The sequence below is a fragment of the Streptomyces sp. NPDC023838 genome, assembly GCF_040639555.1.
Classification (GTDB): Bacteria; Actinomycetota; Actinomycetes; order Streptomycetales; family Streptomycetaceae; genus Streptomyces.
This window is the reverse complement of record NZ_JBFAAD010000002.1, coordinates 407,811-429,730: the sequence shown is the minus strand read 5'-3', so window position 1 is coordinate 429,730 and position 21,920 is coordinate 407,811. Positions and strand designations below refer to the sequence as shown.

The 21,920-nt window shown below is 72.5% G+C and carries 20 protein-coding genes; 16 read left to right on the top strand and 4 right to left on the bottom strand.

Annotated elements, in window-relative coordinates:
• Positions 1-8: 8 nt before the first annotated feature.
• The gene (locus tag AB0G17_RS04215) at positions 9-1,811 is read right to left on the bottom strand and encodes a glycoside hydrolase family 15 protein (protein WP_361375280.1); all 1,803 of its coding nucleotides are present in this window, start codon (positions 1,809-1,811) and stop codon (positions 9-11) included.
• Between the two features lie 430 nt (positions 1,812-2,241).
• Here AB0G17_RS04215 and AB0G17_RS04210 point away from each other — a divergent pair, with 430 nt between their 5' ends.
• The 12 genes from AB0G17_RS04210 (at position 2,242) to AB0G17_RS04155 (ending at position 16,082) form a co-directional block, all read left to right on the top strand.
• The gene (locus AB0G17_RS04210) at positions 2,242-3,927 is read left to right on the top strand and encodes a CTP synthase (protein WP_361375356.1); all 1,686 of its coding nucleotides are present in this window, start codon (positions 2,242-2,244) and stop codon (positions 3,925-3,927) included.
• Between the two features lie 74 nt (positions 3,928-4,001).
• The gene (locus AB0G17_RS04205; protein WP_361375278.1) at positions 4,002-4,628 is read left to right on the top strand and encodes an NUDIX hydrolase; all 627 of its coding nucleotides are present in this window, start codon (positions 4,002-4,004) and stop codon (positions 4,626-4,628) included.
• A gap of 234 nt (positions 4,629-4,862) precedes the next feature.
• Positions 4,863-6,953 (top strand): tetratricopeptide repeat protein, encoded by a 2,091-nt coding sequence (locus AB0G17_RS04200; protein ID WP_361375354.1) that lies wholly within the window; start codon positions 4,863-4,865, stop codon positions 6,951-6,953.
• A 145-nt stretch (positions 6,954-7,098) separates the two neighbouring features.
• Positions 7,099-8,214: an alanine dehydrogenase gene (gene ald, locus AB0G17_RS04195; RefSeq protein WP_361375352.1), complete on the top strand. Its 1,116-nt coding sequence runs from the start codon at positions 7,099-7,101 to the stop codon at positions 8,212-8,214.
• Positions 8,215-8,641: 427 nt separating this feature from the next.
• Positions 8,642-9,763 carry a ParA family protein gene (locus tag AB0G17_RS04190; RefSeq protein ID WP_361375276.1) on the top strand — a complete coding sequence of 374 codons (1,122 nt, stop codon included), beginning with the start codon at positions 8,642-8,644 and terminating at the stop codon, positions 9,761-9,763.
• Complete coding sequence (locus AB0G17_RS04185; RefSeq protein ID WP_361375274.1) at positions 9,748-10,287, top strand: hypothetical protein; 540 nt, start codon at positions 9,748-9,750, stop codon at positions 10,285-10,287. Before AB0G17_RS04190 ends, AB0G17_RS04185 begins: the two co-directional genes overlap by 16 nt.
• Before the next feature lie 75 nt (positions 10,288-10,362).
• Positions 10,363-11,541 (top strand): segregation/condensation protein A, encoded by a 1,179-nt coding sequence (locus AB0G17_RS04180; RefSeq protein WP_361375272.1) that lies wholly within the window; start codon positions 10,363-10,365, stop codon positions 11,539-11,541.
• The gene (scpB, locus tag AB0G17_RS04175; protein ID WP_361375270.1) at positions 11,538-12,182 is read left to right on the top strand and encodes an SMC-Scp complex subunit ScpB; all 645 of its coding nucleotides are present in this window, start codon (positions 11,538-11,540) and stop codon (positions 12,180-12,182) included. Before AB0G17_RS04180 ends, scpB begins: the two co-directional genes overlap by 4 nt.
• A complete protein-coding gene (locus AB0G17_RS04170) occupies positions 12,182-13,345 on the top strand; it encodes a pseudouridine synthase (RefSeq protein WP_361375268.1) in 1,164 nt (387 codons plus the stop codon). The genes scpB and AB0G17_RS04170 overlap by 1 nt, the downstream gene beginning before the upstream one ends.
• Positions 13,346-13,543: 198 nt before the next feature.
• Positions 13,544-14,317 (top strand): transcriptional regulator, encoded by a 774-nt coding sequence (locus tag AB0G17_RS04165; protein ID WP_361375266.1) that lies wholly within the window; start codon positions 13,544-13,546, stop codon positions 14,315-14,317.
• Positions 14,314-15,060 carry an NUDIX domain-containing protein gene (locus tag AB0G17_RS04160; protein WP_361375264.1) on the top strand — a complete coding sequence of 249 codons (747 nt, stop codon included), beginning with the start codon at positions 14,314-14,316 and terminating at the stop codon, positions 15,058-15,060. Before AB0G17_RS04165 ends, AB0G17_RS04160 begins: the two co-directional genes overlap by 4 nt.
• Positions 15,057-16,082 (top strand): ADP-ribosylglycohydrolase family protein, encoded by a 1,026-nt coding sequence (locus AB0G17_RS04155; RefSeq protein ID WP_361375262.1) that lies wholly within the window; start codon positions 15,057-15,059, stop codon positions 16,080-16,082. Before AB0G17_RS04160 ends, AB0G17_RS04155 begins: the two co-directional genes overlap by 4 nt.
• A gap of 17 nt (positions 16,083-16,099) precedes the next feature.
• Here AB0G17_RS04155 and AB0G17_RS04150 read toward each other — a convergent pair whose 3' ends face one another.
• From AB0G17_RS04150 to AB0G17_RS04140, 3 genes are read right to left on the bottom strand one after another with little or no spacing between them, the layout of a single operon-like run.
• Complete coding sequence (locus AB0G17_RS04150; RefSeq protein WP_361375260.1) at positions 16,100-16,837, bottom strand: nucleotidyltransferase domain-containing protein; 738 nt, start codon at positions 16,835-16,837, stop codon at positions 16,100-16,102.
• 17 nt (positions 16,838-16,854) lie between these two features.
• Entirely contained in the window at positions 16,855-17,316 is a 462-nt protein-coding gene (locus AB0G17_RS04145) for a Rieske (2Fe-2S) protein (RefSeq protein WP_361375258.1), read from the bottom strand.
• Positions 17,317-17,374: 58 nt separating this feature from the next.
• Positions 17,375-17,698 carry a DUF952 domain-containing protein gene (locus tag AB0G17_RS04140; protein WP_361375256.1) on the bottom strand — a complete coding sequence of 108 codons (324 nt, stop codon included), beginning with the start codon at positions 17,696-17,698 and terminating at the stop codon, positions 17,375-17,377.
• Positions 17,699-17,826: 128 nt separating this feature from the next.
• Between AB0G17_RS04140 and AB0G17_RS04135 the strand changes: the two genes are divergently transcribed.
• The 4 genes from AB0G17_RS04135 to der all read left to right on the top strand — a co-directional run bounded on the left by AB0G17_RS04135 (position 17,827) and on the right by der (position 21,915).
• Complete coding sequence (locus AB0G17_RS04135; RefSeq protein ID WP_361375254.1) at positions 17,827-18,912, top strand: prephenate dehydrogenase; 1,086 nt, start codon at positions 17,827-17,829, stop codon at positions 18,910-18,912.
• A gap of 116 nt (positions 18,913-19,028) precedes the next feature.
• On the top strand, positions 19,029-19,736 hold the full coding sequence (gene cmk / locus AB0G17_RS04130) for a (d)CMP kinase (protein WP_361375252.1): 708 nt from the start codon (positions 19,029-19,031) through the stop codon (positions 19,734-19,736).
• On the top strand, positions 19,694-20,386 hold the full coding sequence (locus AB0G17_RS04125) for a lysophospholipid acyltransferase family protein (protein WP_361375250.1): 693 nt from the start codon (positions 19,694-19,696) through the stop codon (positions 20,384-20,386). Before cmk ends, AB0G17_RS04125 begins: the two co-directional genes overlap by 43 nt.
• Before the next feature lie 71 nt (positions 20,387-20,457).
• Entirely contained in the window at positions 20,458-21,915 is a 1,458-nt protein-coding gene (gene der, locus AB0G17_RS04120) for a ribosome biogenesis GTPase Der (protein WP_361375248.1), read from the top strand.
• Positions 21,916-21,920: the final 5 nt, after the last annotated feature.

Here is a 21,920-nt window from a genome sequence, read left to right as displayed (position 1 = left end):
GCGGTGAGCTACCCCCCGTACGCCCCCGAAGCCGTCAGCCGCAGCGCCGTGTCGATCAGCGGAACGTGGCTGAAGGCCTGCGGGAAGTTCCCCACCTGCCGCTGCTCGCGCGGGTCCCACTCCTCGGCGAGCAGCCCCAGGTCGTTGCGGAGCGAGAGCAGCCGCTCGAAGAGCTTGCGGGCCTCGTCGACCCGGCCGATCATCGCCAGGTCGTCCGCCATCCAGAACGAGCAGGCCAGGAACGCGCCCTCGTCACCCTCCAGACCGTCACAGCCCGCCTCCTCGCCCGCCGTCGGGTAGCGCAGGATGAACCCGTCGGGGGTGGACAGCTCGTTCTGGATCGCCTCGATGGTGCCGATGACCCGCTTGTCGTCCGGTGGCAGGAAGCCCATCTGCGGGATCAGCAACAAGGAGGCGTCCAGCTCCTTGGAGCCGTACGACTGCGTGAAGGTGTTGCGCTCCTTGTCGTACCCCTTCTCGCACACATCGCGGTGGATGTCGTCGCGCAGCTCGCGCCACTTCTCCAGCGGCCCGTCCGCGTCGCCCGACTCGATCAGCTTGATGGTGCGGTCCACCGCGACCCAGGCCATCACCTTGGAGTGCACGAAGTGGCGGCGCGGGCCGCGCACCTCCCAGATCCCCTCGTCCGGCTGGTCCCAGTGGTCCTCCAGGTAGCGGATCAGCTTGAGCTGCAGCAGCGAGGCGTAGTCGTTGCGCGCCAGGCCCGTCATGTGCGCCAGGTGCAGGGCCTCGGTGACCTCGCCGTACACGTCCAGCTGGAGCTGGTGGGCGGCGCCGTTGCCGACCCGGACCGGGGCCGAGTCCTCGTACCCCGGCAGCCAGTCCAGCTCGGCCTCGCCCAGCTCCCGCTCGCCCGCGATCCCGTACATGATCTGCAGGTTCTCCGGGTCGCCCGCGACCGCCCGCAGCAGCCACTCCCGCCAGGCGCGGGCCTCCTCGCGGTAGCCGGTGCGCAGCAGCGAGGAGAGGGTGATCGCCGCGTCGCGCAGCCAGGTGTAGCGGTAGTCCCAGTTGCGCGAGCCGCCGATGTCCTCGGGCAGCGAGGTGGTGGGCGCGGCGACGATGCCGCCGGTCGGGGCGTAGGTGAGGGCCTTGAGCGTGATCAGCGAGCGGACCACTGCCTCGCGGTAGGGCCCGTGGTACGTGCAGTGCTCGACCCACTCCCGCCAGAAGTCCTCGGTCGCCTCCAGGGCGGCCTCCGGCTCGGGGAGGGCGGGCTGCTCCTTGTGGGAGGGCTGCCAGCTGATGGTGAAGGCGATCCGCTCACCGGGCGAGACGGTGAAGTCGGAGTACGTGGTGAGGTTCTTGCCGTAGGTGTCCACCGGCGTGTCCAGCCACACCGAGTCCGGCCCCGCCACGGCGACCGTACGGTTGTCGACCTTGTGCACCCAGGGCACGACACGCCCGTAACTGAAACGCATGCGCAGGGCGCTGCGCATCGGCACCCGGCCGCTGACGCCCTCCACGATCCGGATCAGCTGCGGCGCGCCGTCACGCGGCGGCATGAAGTCCGTCACCCGGACCGTGCCGCGCGGGGTGTCCCACTCCGACTCCAGGATGAGCGAGTCGCCCCGGTAGCGGCGCCGGTCCGCGCGGGGCGGCGGCGCGTCGGCCGCATGGGCCGGGCCGATCCGCCAGAAGCCGTGTTCATCGGTGCCGAGCAGTCCGGCGAAGACGGCGTGCGAGTCGAAGCGTGGCAGGCACAGCCAGTCGGTTGTGCCGTCCCGGCAGACCAGTGCTGCGGTCTGCATGTCTCCGATGAGTGCGTAATCCTCGATGCGCCCGGCCACGTGCAATCTCCAGTCGAACGGCCATGTCCGCCCCGCGGGGCGCTTACTGCTACTGCGACTGCGGTCAAGGGATCGCCAACGAGCGCATGTTGTGGGTGACGGTCGGGGTGGTGCCGTGTTAACCAGCGGCTCGGCGGCGAGTGTCCGAGCAGGATACGACGCACGTGGGTGATCCGCCGATGCCTTCCGGCATCGCCGCTGAGCTGTCCGGGTGAGTGGAGCACGCTGGGTTGGCCGGGCGTGTGCGGAGCGTGGCCGGAAGCGGTGCGCCGGACTCGCTGATACCCTGGTAGCCCGTGGCCGGGTGGTGAAAAAACCCCCGAACCGCAGCGACGGCGCCCCCCGGAAACTCGCACGAAACCCGTACGAGATCCACAGAGGGTGACCGGCACGCACTTCAGACAGCGACCACGGGAGCCCCCTCTTGGCCATGCAGCCCACGGCTTCGCGCAACAGCGCAGCCACGACGACCAAGCACATCTTCGTCACCGGGGGTGTCGCCTCCTCCCTCGGCAAGGGTCTGACTGCCTCCAGCCTGGGTGCGCTCCTCAAGGCGCGCGGGCTGCGCGTCACCATGCAGAAGCTCGACCCGTACCTCAACGTCGACCCGGGCACGATGAACCCGTTCCAGCACGGTGAGGTGTTCGTCACCAACGACGGCGCCGAGACCGACCTGGACATCGGTCACTACGAGCGTTTCCTCGACGTCGACCTCGACGGCTCGGCCAACGTCACCACCGGCCAGGTCTACTCGCAGGTGATCGCCAAGGAGCGGCGCGGCGAGTACCTGGGCGACACCGTGCAGGTCATCCCGCACATCACCAACGAGATCAAGCACCGCATCCGCCGCATGGCGACCGACGACGTCGACGTGGTCATCACGGAGGTCGGCGGCACGGTCGGCGACATCGAGTCGCTGCCGTTCCTGGAGACCGTCCGCCAGGTCCGCCACGAGGTCGGCCGCGACAACGTCTTCGTGGTGCACATCTCGCTGCTTCCCTACATCGGCCCCTCCGGCGAGCTGAAGACCAAGCCGACCCAGCACTCGGTCGCCGCCCTGCGCAACATCGGCATCCAGCCCGACGCGATCGTGCTGCGCGCCGACCGCGAGGTGCCGCTGTCCATCAAGCGCAAGATCTCGCTGATGTGCGACGTCGACGAGGCCGCCGTGGTCGCCGCCATCGACGCCAAGTCGATCTACGACATCCCCAAGGTGCTGCACACCGAGGGCCTGGACGCGTACGTCGTCCGCAAGCTGGACCTGCCGTTCCGCGATGTGGACTGGACGCAGTGGGACGACCTGCTCGACCGGGTCCACAACCCGCTCCACGAGGTCACCGTCGCGCTGGTCGGCAAGTACATCGACCTGCCCGACGCCTACCTCTCCATCACCGAGGCCATGCGCGCCGGCGGCTTCGCCAACAAGGCCCGCGTCAAGGTCAAGTGGGTCGCCTCGGACGACTGCAAGACCCCGGCCGGCGCCAAGAAGCAGCTCGGCGACGTGGACGCGATCCTGGTGCCCGGCGGCTTCGGCGACCGCGGCGTCAACGGCAAGATCGGCGCGATCCAGTACGCCCGGGAGAACAAGGTGCCGCTGCTCGGCATCTGCCTGGGCCTGCAGTGCATCGTGATCGAGGCCGCGCGCAACCTGGCCGGCATCCCGGACGCCAACTCCACCGAGTTCGACGCCGCCACCGCCCACCCCGTCATCTCGACGATGGAGGAGCAGCTGGCGTACGTCGAGGGCGCGGGCGACCTGGGCGGCACCATGCGGCTCGGCATGTACCCGGCGAAGCTCGCCGAGGGCTCGATCGTGCGCGAGGTCTACGGCGACCAGCCGTACGTGGAGGAGCGCCACCGCCACCGCTACGAGGTCAACAACTCCTACCGCGCGGAGCTGGAGAAGAAGGCGGGCATCCTCTTCTCGGGCACGTCCCCGGACAACAAGCTCGTCGAGTACGTCGAGTACCCGCGCGAGGTGCACCCCTACCTGGTCGCCACCCAGGCGCACCCGGAGCTGCGCTCCCGCCCGACCCGCCCGCACCCGCTCTTCGCGGGTCTGGTGAAGGCGGCCGTCGAGCGGCAGGAAGCCGCACGGAAGACCGGCGAGAAGTAACCAGGCGATACGGTTGCCGGGGTACGGGTCCTTCGGGACGCGTACCCCGGTTTCTGCTTTGCGGGAGGACATCGATGCAGCTCCAGGACACCCCCGAGGAATGGCGGGTCGTCGCCACCACGACCCCGTTCGAGGGCAACAAGACCAGCGTCCGCACCGACGACGTGGTCATGCCCGACGGTACGGTCGCGCGCCGCGAGTACCAGGTCCACCCGGGCTCGGTGGCCGTCCTCGCCCTCGACGGCGCGGGCCGGGTCCTGGTCCTGCGCCAGTACCGCCACCCGGTGCGCCACAAGCTGTGGGAGATCCCGGCCGGGCTGCTCGACGTGCCCGGCGAGAACCCGCTGCACGCCGCCCAGCGCGAGCTGTACGAGGAGGCGCACGTCAAGGCCGAGGACTGGCGGGTCCTCACCGACGTCTACACCACGCCCGGCGGCTGCGACGAGGCCGTACGGATCTTCCTCGCCCGCGATCTCTCCGAGGCGCAGGGCGAGCGCTTCGAGGTCTCCGAGGAGGAGGCCGACATGGAGCTGGCCCGGGTGCCGCTCGACGAGCTGGTGCGGGGCGCGCTCGCCGGTGAGCTGCACAACACCTGCCTCGTGGTGGGCGCCCTCGCGCTCACGGCCGCGCAGGCGGGCCCCGGCCTGGAGTCGCTGCGCCCGGCCGAGGCCCCCTGGCCGGCCCGCCCGTTCGAGAAGTAGAACGCTCACGGCGGTGAGCCAAGGACGGGTCGGTGCGCGAGGAGCGCGCCGACCCGTTCGGCGTACGCGCCAGTATGTCCGTCCGACGATCCGCTGATCCGATCGGGCGACCCGCCCGCCGCGCTCCACCGGGCCGCCCGGCACGCGTGAACTACGCTCGGAACGCCCGTGCGGAGACCCGCCGGGCTCGGCTCGTGCGCAGCGGACGGAGCGTGGCCCGTGACGGATCAGGCGGTGGACGTGGGCGGCTCTGCCGCGGAGGGCGAGCCGGACGCGCCGCAGGCGACCGGCCGTCAGTTCTTCGGCCGCCAGCGGGAGTTGAAGGAGCTGTGCGAGGACGTGGAGCGGGCGGGGCTCGACACCCTGTCCGGCCGCAAGTCGCCGCGCGCCCGGGTGCTGCTGATCGCCGGACGCCCCGGTTCCGGGCGAACCTCCCTCGCCGAGGAGCTGGCCCGCCGGCTCGCCGACGACTACCCCGACGGGGTACTGCGCGCCCGGCTGCGCGAGCCCGGCGGCACCCCGGTCCCCGCCGAGCGGGTGGCCCGCGACCTGCTCGACGCCCTGGAGGTCCCGGTACCGCCCGGCGGCGGCGAGGACGAGCTGGCCCAGCTGGTGCGCGGGGCGCTGGCCCAGAGGCGGGCGATGCTGCTGCTCGACGACGCGGTCGACGCCGAACAGGTCGACCCGCTGCTGCCGCAGAACGCCGGCTGCCTGGTGGTCGCGACCGCCCGCGGACCACTCACCGGCATCCCGGACGTGCGGCCCTGCACCCTCGGCGGCCTCGACTCCAAGGCGGCCGTCGCCTTCCTGGAGAGCTTCACCGGGGCGGTGCGGATCACGGTGGACCCGCGCACCGCCGAGAACCTGGTGCAGGAGTGCGCGGGATCGCCCGCCGCCGTCGCCCTGGTCGGCGGCTGGCTGGCGGTCCGGCCCCAGGCGGCCGTCTCCGACGCGGCCAAGCGGCTGCACGCGCTGCCCGAAGGGGGCGGGAGCGCCTTCGGCGGCCAACTGCCCGTCGCCGAGCGCCCGTTGGTGCGCGCCTTCCGGCTGGTGTACGAGTCGCTGCCGCAGCCCAACACCCGCCTCCTGCGGCTCCTCTCGCTCGCCCCGGCCGGGATCGCGGACGCCCAGACCGCCTCGGCACTCGCCGGGTGCTCGGTGTCGGCGGCCCAGGAAACGCTGGAGGACTTCGTCGCGTACGGGCTGCTGAGCGTCGTCGGCGACCCGGAGGCGCGGCCCGCCCAGTACGCGGTGCCCGGCTGGCTGGCTCCGCTGTTGCACAGGCTGGCGGAGGCCGCCGACCGGCCGGGCGAGCTCCAGCTGGCCCGGGCCCGGATGCTGGAGCGGACCGTACGGCTGCTCCAGTCCTGCCGGGCGGTCACCGAGCCGGACGGCTCCCCGGCCCGCAAGAAGCTCGCCGGGCTGCCCCGCGCCCTGCGCTTTCCCAATGAGCGCCTCGCCGCCGAGTGGCTGCGCACCCGGCGCCCCGCGCTGCTCGCGTCCGCCCGCCTCGCGGTCGAGGACGGCGAGCTCGACACCCTGGCCCGGCGCCTGGTGGCGGCGCTGGTGCGGGCGCTGGCCGCGCATCTGGGCACCGAGGCGGCCGCGCCCGATCTCTATGGTCTGCACCAGCTGGTTCTCGACGTCGCCGAGCGGCGCGGGCTGCACCGGGAGAAGGCCGCGGCCCTGCTCAATCTGGGCGATCTGGACGCGGAGGCGGGGCGCACCGGTGAGGCGCTGGTGCGCTACCGGGCGGCCCTGGACGCGGGCCGGGAGGCGAACGACCCGTACGCGACGGGCCGCGCGATGGAATCCGTAGGCGGCGCCCACCAGGAGCTGGGCGACTGGACGCGGGCCGCCGACTGGTACGGGCGGGCCCTGGCGCAGCGGCTGGCGCGGGGCGAGCGGGAGGACGAGGCGCGGCTCTACGGACGCATCGGCGCGGTGCTCACCTACGCGGGCCGCTACGGCGAGGCGCTCCGCAGTTGGCGCGCCGCGGTGGCCGGATACAGGCGTCTCGGCGATCTGCCCGGCCAGGCGCGGGCGCTCAGCGAGGCGGCCCGGGTGCAGGAGTACGCCGGGCGGCCCGAGGAGTCGCTGCGCACCTGCCGCGAGGCGGTGGAGTGGGCGAGGCAGGCCGGTGATCTGCGTCTCCAGGCCGCGCTCCAGCTGCGGCTCGCCGACACCCTCGACCGGCTCGGCGACCCGGCGGGAGCCCGCCAGCACCGGGGCGCGGCCGAGAGATTGCTGGAGCCGGACGGAGGAACAGGAGGGGAGGATGCGGCTCCGGCCTACGAAATCCGCAGTGCTTCGGCCAAAGATTAGTTGTTTGTAAGGGTAGACAGCACGAAGACCTTCATTAGACTGGCTCCGCCGCACCTTCTTGCGGTGTCTCCCGGTGCGCCTTGGTGCATCCGGGTATGTATGCATTACACCCCCTTCATCCCCTGAGCCAAGGACCGTGATCGACGTGAAGGTCGGCATCCCCCGCGAGGTCAAGAACAACGAGTTCCGGGTGGCCATCACCCCCGCCGGTGTGCACGAGCTGGTGCGCCACGGCCACCAGGTCGTCATCGAGCAGAACGCCGGTGTCGGCTCGTCGATCACGGACGCCGAGTACGTGTCCGCCGGCGCCGAGATCCTGGGCACCGCCGACGAGGTGTGGGCCGCCGCCGACCTGCTGCTGAAGGTCAAGGAGCCCATCGCCGAGGAGTACCACCGCCTCCGCAAGGACCAGACGCTCTTCACCTACCTGCACCTCGCCGCGTCCCGCGAGTGCACGGACGCCCTCCTGGAGTCCGGCACCACCGCCATCGCGTACGAGACGGTGGAGACCGCGGGCCGCGCGCTGCCGCTGCTCGCCCCGATGTCCGAGGTCGCGGGCCGTCTCGCCCCGCAGGTCGGCGCGTACCACCTGATGCGCTCGGCCGGCGGCCGTGGCGTCCTGCCCGGCGGCGTGCCCGGCACGCACGCGGGCAAGGCCGTCGTCATCGGCGGCGGCGTCTCCGGCTGGAACGCCACCCAGATCGCCGTCGGCATGGGCTTCCACGTGACCCTGCTCGACAAGGACATCAACAAGCTCCGCGAGGCCGACAAGGTCTTCGGCACCAAGGTGCAGACGATCGTCTCCAACGCCTACGAGCTGGAGAAGGCCGTCGTCGAGGCCGACCTCGTCATCGGCGCCGTCCTCATCCCGGGCGCCAAGGCCCCGAAGCTGGTCACCAACGAGCTCGTCGCCAAGATGAAGCCCGGAAGTGTCCTTGTCGACATCGCGATCGACCAGGGCGGCTGCTTCGAGGACTCGCGTCCGACCACCCACGCCGAGCCGACCTTCATGGTCCACGACTCGGTCTTCTACTGCGTCGCCAACATGCCGGGCGCGGTGCCGAACACCTCCACCTACGCGCTCACCAACGCCACGCTGCCCTACATCGTGTCGCTGGCGAACAACGGCTGGGCCGAGGCGCTGCGCCGCGACCCGGCGCTCGCCCTGGGCCTCAACACCCATGACGGGCAGGTCGTTTACGGCCCGGTCGCCGAGGCCCACGGCCTGGAGACCGTCGAGCTGAGCACGCTCCTCGGCTGATCCGAGCGCGCTGTGACGGCGCTGTGACGGCGCTCTGACGCAACGGTTCGTCAATGCGGGCCGTCAACCTCACGCACCCGGCCGGACCTTGTCGCCCAAGGTCCGGCCGGATGTGTATCGCGACACTTCCACCGGAGTGTCGCAGGCTCGCTCAACTCGCCTCGAACGTAACTCTTCAACCGTTTCGCGCACCCCTGAAACTCGCGCTCTGATGCCCGTACGCCCTTGACAGAGCGGGGTTCGGTTGCCGACACATCCGGCCGGGTCCGGCGGATTGTGTTGCTGCGGACCGGTGACACGCCATAGAGTCGCCAATCGTCGGCATGGTGCCACGCTGACCTATCGATAAAGTTTCCTGGTCACTTCCAAGGAGGTAAGACGACTTGTGAATGAGTCGACATTTACTCCCGGAGGTGGTCAACCAGGGATGCCCGCACGGGGCCATGACCCTTCGGGGCCTGCTGAGGCTGTCGGCTCCGTCGCGGTCCGCGCCTTCGCAACCACCCCGCACATGACGACAGCCCCACGGATGATGGACGGCCTACACGTGAACGCCATGGCCGGCAACGAGAGCGGCCGCGAGACCGCCGCTTTCGCCGACTACGACGAGGTGCCCCAGGGGCACTTCTACGACCCCGACGCCGAGTACGAGCCCGACCCCGAGTACGCGGCCACCCTCGCCCCCGACGCCGCACGCCAGCGCCGCGAGCGGATCGGCCCCACCGGACGGCCGCTGCCGTACTTCCCGATCCCGGGTCCGCTGACCGACCACGGTCCCGCGAAGATCATCGCGATGTGCAACCAGAAGGGCGGCGTCGGCAAGACCACGTCGACCATCAACCTGGGTGCCGCGCTCGCGGAGTACGGACGCCGGGTGCTGCTCGTCGACTTCGACCCGCAGGGCGCCCTCTCGGTGGGCCTGGGCGTGAACCCGATGGAGCTCGACCTGACGGTCTACAACCTGCTCATGGAGCGGGGCATGTCGGCCGACGAGGTCCTGCTCAAGACCGCGGTTCCCAACATGGACCTGCTGCCGAGCAACATCGACCTCTCGGCCGCCGAGGTACAGCTGGTGAGCGAGGTCGCCCGGGAGTCCACGCTCCAGCGCGCCCTGAAGCCCCTGATGGCCGACTACGACTACATCGTGATCGACTGTCAGCCCTCGCTCGGCCTGCTCACCGTCAACGCCCTGACGGCGGCTCACAAGGTGATCGTGCCGCTGGAGTGCGAGTTCTTCGCGCTGCGCGGTGTGGCCCTGCTGACCGAGACGATCGAGAAGGTCCAGGAGCGGCTCAACCCCGACCTGGAGCTCGACGGCATCCTCGCCACGATGTACGACTCGCGCACGGTGCACTCGCGTGAGGTGCTGGCGCGGGTGGTCGAGGCCTTCGACGACCACGTCTACCACACGGTGATCGGCCGGACCGTGCGCTTCCCGGAGACCACGGTCGCCGGCGAGCCGATCACGACGTACGCGTCCAACTCCGTCGGCGCCGCCGCCTATCGCCAGCTCGCCAGGGAGGTGCTCGCCCGGTGTCACGCCGAGTGAGTCTGCCCGGGGCCGACGAACTGTTCCGTACGACCGGAGGAATGGCACTCCAGTCCTCCACCCCGAGGCGGACCAACGGCGAGGCGAAGGTGCCCGGACCGGCGGGCGAGAGCGACCCGGTCGCGGAGTCCGCGGGGCGGGCCGAGCACTCGGCGGCCGAGGAGGAGCCGGCGTCGGGCGAGCCCCGCAGCCGGGGCGCCGCGGCGTCCGGCGACGCCGCCAAGGGAGCCGCCCGGCCGGGCGCTCCGGCCGCCTCCGCCCCCAGCACCGCGCAGCAGCGGCGGCGGGCCCGGGCGGCCAACCGGCGGCCCAGCGGACGCGAGCGCCACGACGAGAAGATCACGGTGTACGTCTCCGCGGAGGAGCTGATGGACCTGGAGCACGCGCGCCTGGTCCTGCGCGGGGAGCACGGGCTTGCGGTCGACCGGGGGCGTATCGTGCGGGAGGCCGTCGCGGTCGTCCTCGCCGATCTCGAGTCGCGGGGCGACGCGAGCATTCTCGTACGGCGTCTGCGGGGGCGGTAGCACTAGCCTGCGCCGTGCGGCCCGCGCCGCCGCCCGCGCCTCGTACCGCCCGCTCTGCACCCCCTGGACCGCCTCTTGCCCATCGCCGACGAACCGGATGTTCCCGCTGCGCGGGGGGCTCGGCGTGCGCTCGGGAGGGGGCCGGGGGTTGTTTCCCCCACCCCGCCCCTTCCCGAAAGCCCTCGGCGGGCGGCCGGGGGAGTGGTGGAGGAGGAGGTTCCCCCGGGGGCTGCGCCCCCGGACCCCCCCGCGGGGCCTGCGGCCCCTGCACCCCGCTCCCGGGACTCCGCCCCGGAGCCTCTCGCCGGGTCTGCGGCCCCTGCATCCCGCCTTCGGGGCTCCGCCCCGGACCCCGCTCCTCAAACGCGGGAGGGGCTGGATTCGTCGGCCCGCGCCGCCAAGGGTGATGCGGGTCCCCCCTGCTCGAGCGAACCCGACCCCGCCCCTCCCGCCCCCGGCGACGGGCGCTTCACCGTTCGGCTTGCCAACTTCGAGGGGCCCTTCGACCTCCTGCTCCAGCTCATCTCCAAGCACAAGATGGACGTGACCGAGGTCGCGCTGTCGAAGGTGACCGATGAGTTCATGGCGCACATCCGGGCCATGGGGGCGGACTGGGATCTCGATCAGACCACCGAGTTCCTCGTCGTCGCCGCCACCCTGCTCGACCTCAAGGCGGCCCGGCTGCTGCCCGCCGCCGAGGTCGAGGACGAGGCCGATCTGGCGCTGCTTGAGGCGCGGGACCTGTTGTTCGCGCGGCTGCTGCAGTACCGCGCGTACAAGCAGATCGCGGACATCTTCAGCGAGCGGCTCGACAGCGAGGCCCGCCGTTACCCCCGTACGGTCGGGCTGGAGGCGCACCACGCCGAGCTGCTGCCCGAGGTCGTCATCAGCATCGGGGCCGAGGGGTTCGCCAAGCTGGCCGTGAAGGCGATGCAGCCGCGGGCCAAGCCGCAGGTGTACGTCGATCACATTCACGCCCCGCTCGTCTCGGTGCGGGAGCAGGCCGCCGTCGTCGTGGCGATACTGCGGGAGAGCGGGGACGTCAGTTTCCGGGAGCTGACCGTGGACGCCCCGGACACCCTCACCGTCGTCGCCCGCTTCCTCGCCCTCCTGGAGCTCTACCGCGAGAAGGCCGTCGTCCTCGACCAGGACGAGGCGCTCGGTGAGCTCATGGTGCGCTGGAGCGGCGGCGACGGGGCCCAGCCCGCCGTCACGGACGAGTTCGACCAAGTTGTGGAGGTGGAGAAGGCGTGATCGAAGGACCCCTCGCGGGCACAGGAGGCGAGCTCGCTCTCAAGCCCGCCCTCGAAGCCGTCCTGATGGTCGTGGACGAACCCGCGACCGAGGAGCACCTGGCCAAGGTGCTGGACCGGCCCCGGCGGGCCGTCGCGGACGCCCTGCGCGAGCTGGCGGACGAGTACACCGTCCAGGGCCGTGGATTCGAGCTGCGGCTCGTGGCCGGCGGCTGGCGGTTCTACAGCCGGGCGGAGTACGCCCCGGCCGTCGAAGGCTTCGTCCTGGACGGGCAGCAGGCCCGGCTCACCCAGGCGGCTCTGGAGACCCTGGCGGTCGTCGCGTACCGCCAGCCGGTGAGCCGTTCCCGGGTCTCGGCCGTGCGCGGAGTCAACTGCGACGGGGTCATGCGGACCCTCCTCCAGCGCGGTCTGGTCGACGAGGCGGGCACGGAACCCGAAACAGGTGCGATCCTGTACAGGACGACGAACTACTTTCTGGAGCGGATGGGCCTGCGCGGCCTGGACGAGCTCCCGGAGCTCGCGCCCTTCCTCCCCGAGGCGGACGCGATCGAATCCGAGACTCTGGAAGGGGTTCCGTCGTTCGATCCGGACGCGCTGGACGCCCCGGAAACCCATGCAGACGACAAGACGGAAATTTGATGCGAAGCAGCGGCAGTAACAGCAGCGGAAACAACGGCGGGAGCCGTGGTGGCAACAGCGGCGGCCGCGGCAGCAGCGGCGGTGGCGGCCGGGGCGGCGCCGGTCGCGGCGGCGCCGGCGGCGGCCGGGACGGACAGCGCCAGGGCGGCGGCCCGCGCCAGAGCGGCAGCGGCAAGCAGCGCCCGCTGCGCCCCGAGGAGCGCACCTACGACGTGGGCGGCGACGCCCCCCGCAGCGGACGCGGCTCCTCCGCGCGCGGAGGAGCCAAGGGCGGCCCCAAGTCGCCCCAGGGCGGCACCCCGGTGCGCCGCGGGCCGCACGGCCAGCGCATGGGCCAGGCCCGCCCGCGCGAGCTCGACGCCAAGATCGAGCAGCGCAACCGCGACCGGTACGCGGACAAGCCGGACATCAAGACCCCCAAGACCTTCCCGGGCGCCGAGCAGGAGGGCGAGCGGCTGCAGAAGGTGCTCGCCCGCGCCGGCATGGGCTCGCGCCGCGCCTGCGAGGAGCTGATCGAGCAGGCCCGCGTCGAGGTCAACGGCGAGATCGTCCTTGAGCAGGGCAAGCGCGTCGACCCGGAGCGCGACGAGATCAAGGTGGACGGTCTGACCGTCGCCACCCAGTCGTACCTGTTCTTCGCGCTGAACAAGCCCGCCGGCGTCGTCTCCACCATGGAGGACCCGGACGGCCGCCAGTGCCTCGGCGACTACGTGACCAACCGCGAGACCCGGCTCTTCCACGTCGGCCGGCTGGACACCGAGACCGAGGGCATCATCCTGCTCACCAACCACGGCGAGCTGGCCCACCGTCTGACCCACCCCAAGTACGGCGTGAAGAAGACCTATCTGGCCGCCATCACGGGCCCGCTGCCGCGCGAGATCGGCAAGCGGCTCAAGGAGGGCATCCAGCTGGAGGACGGCTACGCGCGCGCGGACGCCTTCCGGGTAGTCCAGCAGACCGGCAAGAACTACCTGGTGGAGATCGAGCTCCACGAGGGCCGCAAGCACATCGTGCGCCGCATGATGGCGGAGGCCGGCTTCCCGGTCGAGAAGCTCGTCCGGGTCTCCTTCGGCCCGATCGCGCTCGGCGACCAGAAGTCCGGCTGGCTGCGCCGCCTCACCAACACCGAGGTGGGCATGCTGATGCGTGAGGTCGGCCTGTAGCCGCCCGCCCCAGTTCCGGTACCGAGCCCGGCCCCCGACCGACGGGGGCCGGGCTCGGTGCTGTGTGCGGCCTGCCCGGCGTATACGCGGCCTGTCGGCGTAAATGCCGTACGCGCCTGTTGTGCACGCCCCTCTCGCGCCTTTATAGTCATCGTGACTATTAAAAAGCGACGGTGCCGACGGGAGGGGGTGACGGCGATGCAGCGGTACGGACACGGCCTGGTGATCGGCACGTTCTGCCCGCCGCACGCCGGCCACCACCACCTCGTGCGGACCGCCGAGGACCGCTGCGAGGCGCTGACCGTGCTGGTGTGCACGGCGGCCGGGGAACTCGTGGCGGCCCGGACGCGGGCGCGCTGGATGGCCGAGGTCCATCCAGGCGTCCGTGTCGTCCGGTCGGTCCGCTCCGTGCGCACCACCGGGAGGGTGGACGCGGTCTTCACGTCCGAGCGGTACGGGGAGCGGCTCGCCCGGGCCTTCGGCGCCGAGCACGTGTGCGTCGACCCGGAGCGCACGCTCTTCCCGGTCTCCGCCGCCGCCGTGCGCAAGGACCCGGTGGGCTGCTGGGACTTCCTGGAGCAGCCCGTACGGGCCTGGCTCACCCGGCGGGTCGCGGTGCTCGGCGCCGACCCGGCCGCCACCACCCTGGCCCGCTCGCTGGCCGAGCGCTACCAGCGGCGCGGCGGGGTCTGGGCGGGCACCCGGTGGGTGCCCCGGTGTGACGGGCCGCGGGAGGAGCAGATGGCGCGCACGGGGGCGCCGGTGCTCTTCTGCGCGGCCGGGACCGCCCGCGCCGAGCGGCACCTGTGGCTGCTCGCGGGCCCGCAGGACGGCGCTCTGCCCGGCCGCGGCCGCAAGGTCGTGCTGCGGGGCGCGGGCCCCGCCGCGATGCTGGGCGCCGCCGTCGACGCGGTCGACACGTTCCTGGGCGAGAGCTGGGGCCTGGACGGGCCGCCCGGGGGGCGGTGGTGAGCGCGGCGAGCCCGGCCAAGCGGCCGGAGGGCTACGACCCGTACGCCTTCGAGCCGTTCGCGGTCACCGTCGACCTCGCGGTCTGCACGGTCCGCGACGGCGGGCTGCACGTCCTGCTGATCAGGCGCGGCGAGGAGCCGTACAAGGGGGAGTGGGCGCTGCCGGGCGGGTTCGTGCTGCCCCGGGAGAGCGCCGGGCAGGCGGCGCGGCGCGAGCTGGCCGAGGAGACCGGGCTCGCGGACGACGTGGTCGCGGGCCTGCACCTGGAGCAGTTGCGCACCTACAGCGACCCCGACCGCGACCCCCGGATGCGCGTGGTGTCGGTCGCGTACACCGCGCTCGTACCGGACCTGCCGGAGCCGCACGGCGGCGGGGACGCGGCGCACGCGCAGTGGGTGCCGTTCGGCGCGTACGGGAGCCTCGCCTTCGACCACGAGCGGATCGTGGCCGACGCGCGCGACCGGATCGGCGCCAAGCTCGAATACACCTGCCTCGCCACGGCGTTCTGCCCGCCCGAGTTCACGCTCGGCGAGCTCCAGCAGGTCTACGAGACGGTCTGGGGGACCGCCCTGGACCGCCCCAACTTCCGACGCAAGGTCCTCGCCACGCCCGGCTTCGTGGAGCCGGTGGCGGGCGCCGCGCGTCTGACCGGCGGCCGGGGCAAGCCGGCCGCGCTGTACCGGGCGGGCGTGGCGACCGCGCTGCACCCCCCGCTCCTGCGGCCGGAAGGACGACCCACATGACCACTCGAGTGAACAGCCGGGCGAAGCAGGCGGCGACCGGCTCGCTGATCGGACTCGCGCTCGGGGACGCGCTGGGCTTCCCGACGGAGTTCATCGGCGTGCCCGCGATCCTCGCCAAGTGCGGGCCCTGGCGGGAGATGCGGCTGCCCTCGCCCGCGATCGTCACCGACGACACGCAGATGACGCTGGCGGTCGGCCGGGGCATACGGGCCGCCATGGACCGCGGGCTGCTCGACGCGCGCCGTCTGGAGCGGCCGGTGCGCGAGGAGTTCGTCGCCTGGTACCACTCGCCTGAGAACAACCGGGCCCCCGGCCGCACCTGCATGGTCGCCTGCGGCCTGCTGGAGAGCGAACTGCCCTGGCAGCAGGCGAGCCGGCTCGGCTCCAAGGGCTGCGGCGCGAACATGCGGGTGGCCCCGGTGGGCCTGGCGCCCGGCCTGAGCGAGCAGCAGCGGGCGGGCGCGGCCCAGTTCCAGTCGGCCCTCACCCACGGCCACCCGACGGCGCTGGCGGCCAGCGACCTGACGGCCCGGGCGGTCTTCCTGCTGGCCCAGGGCGCGGACCCGGTGGGCCTGGTCGGCCAGCTGCGTTCGTACGCGTACGAGAACCGCACCCGCTACCACGACCGCTGGCTGGGCGACCTGTGGACCTACGCGCACGACGAGACGCCCGCCGCCTTCATGGCCCGCGGCTGGGACGAGTGCCTGGACGCCCTGGACCGCGTCCTCAAGGCCCTGCACAACCCGTCCCCGGAGACGGACCCGTGCCTGGAGACGGGCGACGGCTGGGTCGCCGAGGAGGCCCTGGCCACGGCCCTGGTCTGCTTCCTGCTGTTCCCGGACTCCCCCCTCACGGCCCTGCGCCGGGCGGCCTGCACCAAGGGCGACTCGGACTCCATCGCCTGTCTCACCGGCGCCTTCGCGGGCGCCCACCTGGGAGCGGCCGCCTGGCCCAAGGAGTGGGCGGAGCGGATCGAGTACCGCAGCGAACTGCTGACGCTCGGGGCGCTCTGGGATTCCTGATCCGCAGGGCGGATCCGCTACCGCCCGGGGCCGCCGGACACGACGCGCCGCACGACTTCGCTGTACGGGTGCTGCTGGAGCGCCGACTCGCGGCGGACCCGGAACAGGAAGTCCGCCACCCGGGGCCCGTCCGGCTCCGCCGGGAGCGGGGCGCGGGTGGCGGACTTCTCGGTCTCCTCGGCCAGGCGGGCCATCCAGGCCTCGACCTCGGGCCAGGCGAGCTCGCCGCGCTTGAGGGCCAGGAGGCGGTCGCGGTCGGGGCCCACGTCGATCGTGAGGGTGCCGGTGCGCAGCAGGTCGCGGCAGCTCGTCATCAGGCGCACCAGGTGCATCGCGTGCTTCCAGCGCGGGGCGCCGTGCAGGCGTACGTCCGCGTCCAGCTTCCTGCGCTGGCTCAGGGCGTAGCCGGTGAAGGTGGCGTGGGCGTGGCGGGAGAGGAACGCGCCGCGCAGGTCGAGGAGCTCGCGGCCGGTGTCGTTCAGCTGCTCCACCAGCGGGGAGTGCAGGCACTCCAGGATGTTGGGGTTGGCGCGCAGGGCCAGTTCGCAGAACCGTTCCAGCTCCCAGCTGAACTGCTCCTCGGCGGGGCCCTCCACATGCGTCGGCGGCTTGTCGAAGCCCCAGAAGAGAGGAGTCGGGGCCGCGTAGACACCCCGGAGGTCCGTGTCGCTGGCGGCGGTGGCCAGACCGAAGGCGCGCGAGCCCATCACACAGGAGTAGACGGTGTGGTCGCGGACCAGCTGCTCGGGCGTCATCCGCCGATTGTGGCCGGTCAGGCCAGGCGGATCGAGCCGTTTTCGACCGTGATCCGCTCGGCCGGGAGCGGGCGGGGAGCCGGGCCCGCCGCGACCGAGGCGTCGGCCACGCGGTACTTGCTGCCGTGGCAGGGGCAGTTGATCGTCCCCTCCGAGACGTCCTTGACCGTGCAGCCCTGATGGGTGCAGATCGCCGAGAACGCCTTGAAGCTGCCCGCCTCGGGCTGGGTGACCACGACCTTCCTGGCCGCGAAGACCGTGCCGCCGCCGACCGGGATGTCCGACGTCTTCGCCAGGACGTCGCCCTGCGGGGACGCGGAGGGCTGCCCGGGGGTGTGCGGGGCGAACGCGACCGGGGGAGAGGTCGGGGTGCCGGAGGGCGTGCCGCTCTTCTTGTCGTCGCTGCTGCCGCAGCCGGCCAGCGCGGCCGTGCCCGCGGCCACCGCGAGCACCGCGCGGCGGGAGGTTGGCGTCGTCATGGGCAGCATCTTGGTGCAACCCCGCGGCGAATCCCGTGACGCGCGCGTGCCGTACGCCCTATGGCCCAACCCAGCGCCCGCCCCCGGCCTCCCGGCGCAGCTCCGCCGCCGCCACCACGGCCTCCCGCTCGATCGGCCCGTAGACGTGGGGGAAGGCCTGCCCCTTCCCCTCCCAGCGGACCTCGGCGGAGAGCGCCGCCTCGTCGACGCTCAGCAGCACGAGCGGGGCCGGCGCGTCCCCGTAGCGGGCGTTCGCGACCGCCAGGGCGGACGCGAGGTCGGCCGAGCAGTGGACGAAGCCCTCGGCCGCGAGCGACGCGGGGGCGTACGGGCCGGGCCCGGCCCCCGTCCACTGGGGCCCGGGCACCACATGGAAGATCATCTCCCCGTTCTACCGCACGGTCCCGTCCCCTGGGCCTCCGCGCCCGTACGCGCACGCGGCTGACTAGGCTGAACGGACAAGCCCGTCCGTCCCCCGGCGCAGCCGCCGCACGTCGCAAGGATCACCCCGTGAGGACCGCACTCGTCATCGGTACCGGCCTGATCGGTACGTCCGCCGCGCTGGCCCTCGCCGCACGCGGCGTCGCCGTCCACCTCGTCGACCACGACCCGGGCCAGGCCCGCACCGCGGCCGCGCTCGGCGCCGGGACCGACGAGGCGCCCGAGGGCCGCGTCGACCTGGTGATCGTGGCCGTGCCGCCCGCCCATGTCGCCGCCACCCTGGCGGAGGCGATCCGCTCGGACGCGGCCCGCGCGTACATCGACGTCGCCAGCGTCAAGGGCGGCCCGCGCCGCGAGCTGGAGGCGCTGGGCTGCGACCTCACCTCGTACATCGGTACGCACCCGATGTCCGGCAAGGAGCGCTCGGGCCCGCTCGCCGCCACCGCCGACCTCTTCGAGGGCCGCCCCTGGGTGCTCACCCCGACCCGGGACACCGACACCGAGGTGCTCAACCTCGCCCTGGAGCTGGTCGCGCTCTGCCGCGCCGTGCCCGTGGTGATGGACGCGGACGCCCACGACCGCGCGGTCGCGCTCGTCTCGCACACCCCGCAGCTGGTGTCGTCCATGGTCGCGGCCCGGCTTGAGGAGGCCGACGAGACGGCGGTACGGCTGTGCGGTCAGGGCATCCGGGACGTCACCCGGATCGCCGCCTCCGACCCCCGGATGTGGGTCGAGATCCTCTCCGCCAACCCGGGCCCGGTCGCGGACGTGCTGGCCGGGATCGCCTCCGACCTGGACGAGACCGTACGGGCGCTGCGCTCCCTGGAGTCCTCGGACGAGCAGAAGCGGAGTGGCGGCGCGGCCGGGGTCGAGGACGTGCTGCGGCGCGGCAACGCGGGCCGCGAGCGCGTCCCCGGCAAGCACGGCGCCGCCCCCACGGCGTACGAGGTGGTCGCGGTGCTGATCAGCGACCAGCCCGGCGAGCTGGCCCGGATCTTCGCGGACGCGGGCCGCGCCGGGGTCAACATCGAGGACGTGCGCATCGAGCACGCGACCGGGCAGCAGGCGGGCCTGGTCCAGCTGATGGTCGAGCCCGCCGCGGTCCCGGGCCTGACGGCGTCCCTGCGGGAGCGGGGCTGGGCGATCCGGCAGTGAGCCCGGACCGCGGGCGGTGGCCGGGGATCCGGGCGGGGATCTGGGCGCACGTATGAGCCAGTAACCTTGTGTGGGGGCGGATGCCTGCCCGCCCACCCCGTCCCCGTACCAGGAAGGTGTCCCTCACCGTGGAAAGCGCCGCCCGGACCGCCCCGGCAGCTGTGATCGTCGCCATCGACGGCCCTTCCGGCACCGGCAAGTCCAGCACCTCCAAGGCGGTCGCCGCCAAGCTGGGGCTGAGCTATCTGGACACCGGCGCCCAGTACCGGGCGATCACCTGGTGGATGATCACCAACGAGATCGACACCGACGACCCGGCGGCGATCGCGACCGCGGCCGCCAAGCCGGTCATCGTCTCCGGGACCGACCCGAGCGCGCCGACCATCACCGTGGACGGCCTGGACGCGGCGGGCCCGATCCGTACGCAGGAGGTCACCGCCAAGGTCAGCGCGGTCAGCGCCGTCCCGGAGGTGCGGGCGCTGATCACCCAGCTCCAGCGGGACATAGCGGCCTCCGCCCCGGCCGGGATCGTGGTCGAGGGCCGGGACATCGGCACGACCGTGCTGCCCGACGCCGACCTGAAGGTGTTCCTCACCGCCTCCCCGGAGGCGCGTGCCGCCCGCCGCAGCGGCGAGCTCAAGGGCGTGGACGTCGCCAGCACCCGCGAGGCCCTGCTGAAGCGGGACGCGGCCGACTCCGGCCGCAAGACGTCTCCGCTGGCCAAGGCGGCCGACGCGGTCGAGGTGGACACCACCGAGCTCACCCTCGACCAGGTCATCGAGTGCGTGGTCACGCTCATCGAGGAGAAGCGGGCCGCCAAGTGACGGCTCCCACGGCTCCCACGGAGCGGGGCGCCGAGGTCGGGCGCCGCATCGGCGTCGGCCTGATGTACGGGTTGTTCAAGCCCCGGGTGCTCGGGGCCTGGCGGGTGCCGGCCAGTGGCCCGGCCATCCTCGCCGTCAACCACGCGCACAACATCGACGGGCCGATGCTGATGGGGACCGCGCCGAGACCGGTGCACTTCCTCATCAAGAAGGAGGCCTTCATCGGGCCGCTGGATCCGTTCCTGCGCGGGATCGGGCAGGTGAAGGTGGACCGGTCGACCGTCGACCGGGCCGCGATCGACCAGGCGATCGGGGTGCTGGACGGCGGCGGTGTGCTCGGGATCTTCCCCGAGGGCACCCGGGGCGACGGCGACTTCGCCTCGCTGCGCGCCGGGCTCGCGTACTTCGCCCTGCGGTCGGGGGCGCCGATCGTCCCCGTGGCGGTGCTGGGAAGCACCGAGCGCAGGGGACGGTTGATAAAGGCGCTGCCGCCGCTGCGCAGCCGGGTCGACGTCGTCTTCGGAGACGCCTTCGAGGCCGGGGACGGCAGCGGACGACGGACCCGTACGGCGCTGGACGAGGCGACCGTACGCATCCAGGAGCGGCTCACCCGCCACCTGGAAAACGCCAGGCGCCTCACCGGGCGCTGAGCGAGACTTGAGACTTGAGTAGTGGACCGGACGCCCGGTCCATCGATGACGCAGAACGAGGAACGGACTTCATGAACGACCAGCACGACCACGGAGCACTCGGCGACGCCGAGTACGCGGAGTTCATGGAGCTCGCCGCGGAAGAGGGCTTCGACATCGAGGACGTCGAGGGCGCGATCGAGGAGGCGGGCCACGGCCCGCTCCCCGTCCTCGCCGTCGTCGGCCGCCCGAACGTCGGCAAGTCGACCCTGGTGAACCGCATCATCGGCCGCCGCGAGGCGGTCGTCGAGGACAAGCCGGGCGTCACCCGCGACCGCGTCACCTATGAGGCGGAGTGGGCCGGCCGCCGGTTCAAGGTCGTCGACACCGGCGGCTGGGAGCAGGACGTGCTCGGCATCGACGCGTCCGTCGCCGCCCAGGCGGAGTACGCGATCGAGGCCGCCGACGCGTGTGTCTTCGTCGTGGACGCCAAGGTCGGCGCCACCGACACCGACGAGGCCGTCGTCAAGCTGCTGCGCCGGGCCGGCAAGCCCGTCGTGCTGTGCGCCAACAAGGTGGACGGCCAGTCGGGCGAGGCGGACGCCGCCGCGCTGTGGTCCCTCGGCCTCGGCATGCCGCACCCCGTCTCCTCGCTGCACGGCCGTGGCACCGGCGACATGCTGGACGCCGTCCTGGAGGCACTGCCCGAGGCGCCCGCGCAGACCTTCGGCGGCGCCGCCCCCGGCGGCCCCCGCCGCATCGCGCTCATCGGCCGCCCGAACGTCGGCAAGTCCTCGCTCCTGAACAAGGTGGCGAAGGAGGACCGCGTCGTCGTCAACGAGCTGGCCGGCACCACCCGCGACCCGGTCGACGAGCTGATCGAGCTCGGCGGGGTGACCTGGAAGTTCATCGACACCGCGGGCATCCGCAAGCGGGTCCACCTCCAGCAGGGCGCCGACTACTACGCCTCGCTGCGCACGGCTGCCGCCGTCGAGAAGGCGGAGGTCGCGGTCATCCTGATCGACGCGACCGAGAACATCAGCGTCCAGGACCAGCGCATCATCACCATGGCCGTCGAGTCGGGCCGCGCCATCGTCATCGCGTACAACAAGTGGGACGACCTCGACGAGGAGCGCCGCTACTACCTGGAGCGCGAGATCGAGACCGAGATGCAGCAGGTGGCCTGGGCCCCGCGCGTCAACGTCTCCGCGCTGACCGGCCGCCACATGGAGAAGCTGGTCCCGGCCATCGAGACCGCTCTGGCGGGCTGGGAGACGCGCGTCCCGACCGGCAGGCTCAACGCCTTCCTCGGCGAGATCGTCGCCGCCCACCCGCACCCGGTCCGCGGCGGCAAGCAGCCGCGCATCCTGTTCGGTACGCAGGCGGGGACCAAGCCGCCGCGGTTCGTGCTCTTCGCCTCCGGCTTCCTGGAGCACGGCTACCGGCGCTTCGTCGAGCGCCGGCTGCGCGAGGAGTTCGGCTTCGAGGGCACCCCGATCCACATCTCGGTGCGGGTGCGCGAGAAGCGCGGCAGCAACAGGAAGAAGTAACCCCT

Coding starts and splice junctions, on each gene's coding strand:
- AB0G17_RS04210 (WP_361375356.1), top strand. CDS start 2,242: ATGCAGCCCACGGCTTCGCGCAACAGCGCAGCCACGACGACCAAGCAC.
- AB0G17_RS04205 (WP_361375278.1), top strand. CDS start 4,002: ATGCAGCTCCAGGACACCCCCGAGGAATGGCGGGTCGTCGCCACCACG.
- AB0G17_RS04190 (WP_361375276.1), top strand. CDS start 8,642: ATGCCCGCACGGGGCCATGACCCTTCGGGGCCTGCTGAGGCTGTCGGC.
- AB0G17_RS04170 (WP_361375268.1), top strand. CDS start 12,182: ATGCGAAGCAGCGGCAGTAACAGCAGCGGAAACAACGGCGGGAGCCGT.
- AB0G17_RS04165 (WP_361375266.1), top strand. CDS start 13,544: ATGCAGCGGTACGGACACGGCCTGGTGATCGGCACGTTCTGCCCGCCG.
- AB0G17_RS04155 (WP_361375262.1), top strand. CDS start 15,057: ATGACCACTCGAGTGAACAGCCGGGCGAAGCAGGCGGCGACCGGCTCG.
- AB0G17_RS04150 (WP_361375260.1), bottom strand. CDS start 16,837: ATGACGCCCGAGCAGCTGGTCCGCGACCACACCGTCTACTCCTGTGTG.
- AB0G17_RS04145 (WP_361375258.1), bottom strand. CDS start 17,316: ATGACGACGCCAACCTCCCGCCGCGCGGTGCTCGCGGTGGCCGCGGGC.
- AB0G17_RS04140 (WP_361375256.1), bottom strand. CDS start 17,698: ATGATCTTCCATGTGGTGCCCGGGCCCCAGTGGACGGGGGCCGGGCCC.
- der (WP_361375248.1), top strand. CDS start 20,458: ATGAACGACCAGCACGACCACGGAGCACTCGGCGACGCCGAGTACGCG.